Origin of the sequence: Bartonella florencae (assembly GCF_000312525.1) — a bacterium.
In the GTDB taxonomy this organism is placed as follows: domain Bacteria; phylum Pseudomonadota; class Alphaproteobacteria; order Rhizobiales; family Rhizobiaceae; genus Bartonella; species Bartonella florencae.
In genome coordinates this window covers 80,937-82,220 of record NZ_HE997452.1, presented here as the reverse complement: position 1 = coordinate 82,220, position 1,284 = coordinate 80,937, and the positions used below count along the sequence as shown (strand labels likewise).

General features: G+C 35.3%; 2 protein-coding genes. Both read left to right on the top strand.

Annotated elements, in window-relative coordinates:
* The first annotated feature begins 166 nt into the window (after nucleotides 1–166).
* On the top strand, nucleotides 167–586 hold the full coding sequence (locus BN202_RS03135; RefSeq protein ID WP_019219078.1) for a hypothetical protein: 420 nt from the start codon (nucleotides 167–169) through the stop codon (nucleotides 584–586).
* Nucleotides 587–594: 8 nt separating this feature from the next.
* Nucleotides 595–1,197 carry a hypothetical protein gene (locus BN202_RS03130; RefSeq protein ID WP_019219077.1) on the top strand — a complete coding sequence of 201 codons (603 nt, stop codon included), beginning with the start codon at nucleotides 595–597 and terminating at the stop codon, nucleotides 1,195–1,197.
* The last annotated feature ends 87 nt before the right edge of the window (nucleotides 1,198–1,284 follow it).

Below are 1,284 nucleotides of genomic sequence, written 5' to 3'. Positions count from 1 at the left end.
TTAAATTATGCGCGTTCCCATGGGATAGATTTACGTCCTGATGATTTTTTTTATCCAGAACGCTTGCAAAGATTAATGGAAGAGCAGTGTCCCCCAATTACGAAAGTTTGCAAGAGCTGCGGTGTTGATAAGGCCGTAGAGACTTTGCAGCCTTAAGGAGATCAGAATGAGTTTAAATGAAATGATAGCGCTAGTTGTGTTTGTGGTGTTTGGAGTTTTGCTTTTTAGCGGGCTGATGTTTCGTGTTGCGTTGCATTATCGGGATAAGTTTAAACAGCTTGCAGGGCAGATTGAAAAGCTTCAAGTCAAAATTACAAACTTTAAGGAAGAAATGAGAGCGGAAGAGATTAAGTTTTCAAAGGAAATCAAGCAAACCATTGATGAATGTGATGCAAATATTAAAGAACTTAATCAAAAGATAGATGCGTATGATGAAGCGTTCAAATGGAAGGACGAAGTTATAGATACACTAACAGCAGAAATTCAATTACGCGACGAGAAAATTGAGAAGCTTAAAGACGAGCTTAAGCAGAGTGATGAAGCAGTAAAAGAAAAGTCTCAGAAGAATAAGACGAAAAGTAAGTGAGGAGTGAGATGGTCTTATTTGCACTTATTATATCTTGTATTGCTAATTTGTGTTCATGTTATGCGGTTTATACCGATTTTAAAAACATAAAAATGCTTAGACAAGCGATAAAAGAACGAGATGAGTTAATTGCGTCACAACAGGCGTTGATGGATGGACAATTAGCAGAGAATGAGAAAAAAATTAAATCTTTACAAGAATTGCAAGAAAACATGCAAGAACAAGAAGAGCAGGAATGTTTGACGACATATGAAAGTATTCAAGAATCTGAACCAGATGTTCGCGCGTTTGTAAGAGAGTTTGTAAAAAGAAAACCAATTATAAATGAATATAGCGATGAAGAAGATGATGTTAGAGCACAAAAGATATTGCAACACTTGATGATGGATGAACAAAGAAAGAATGAAGCAATTGAAATTATTAACGATATCCATACATGGTTTATGGCAAAAAAAACCGTTACAATTGAAGAATTTAATCAATGGGATAGATCGCAATATTTATTATTTCATCTTGTTAGGCCAAAGCCACTGACATGGACAGAGTTGGCTAAAAAAAGTATTGAAGAACAACAGCGTTATTTTTCAAATTGGAAAACCATTATTTTGTGAACGTAACATCTGTAAGAGTTTTGATTCTGGTTCAAAGTATTGAATATCACGGACGGGAAAGTTCACTTTTTCTGGTGGGTTTTTAGG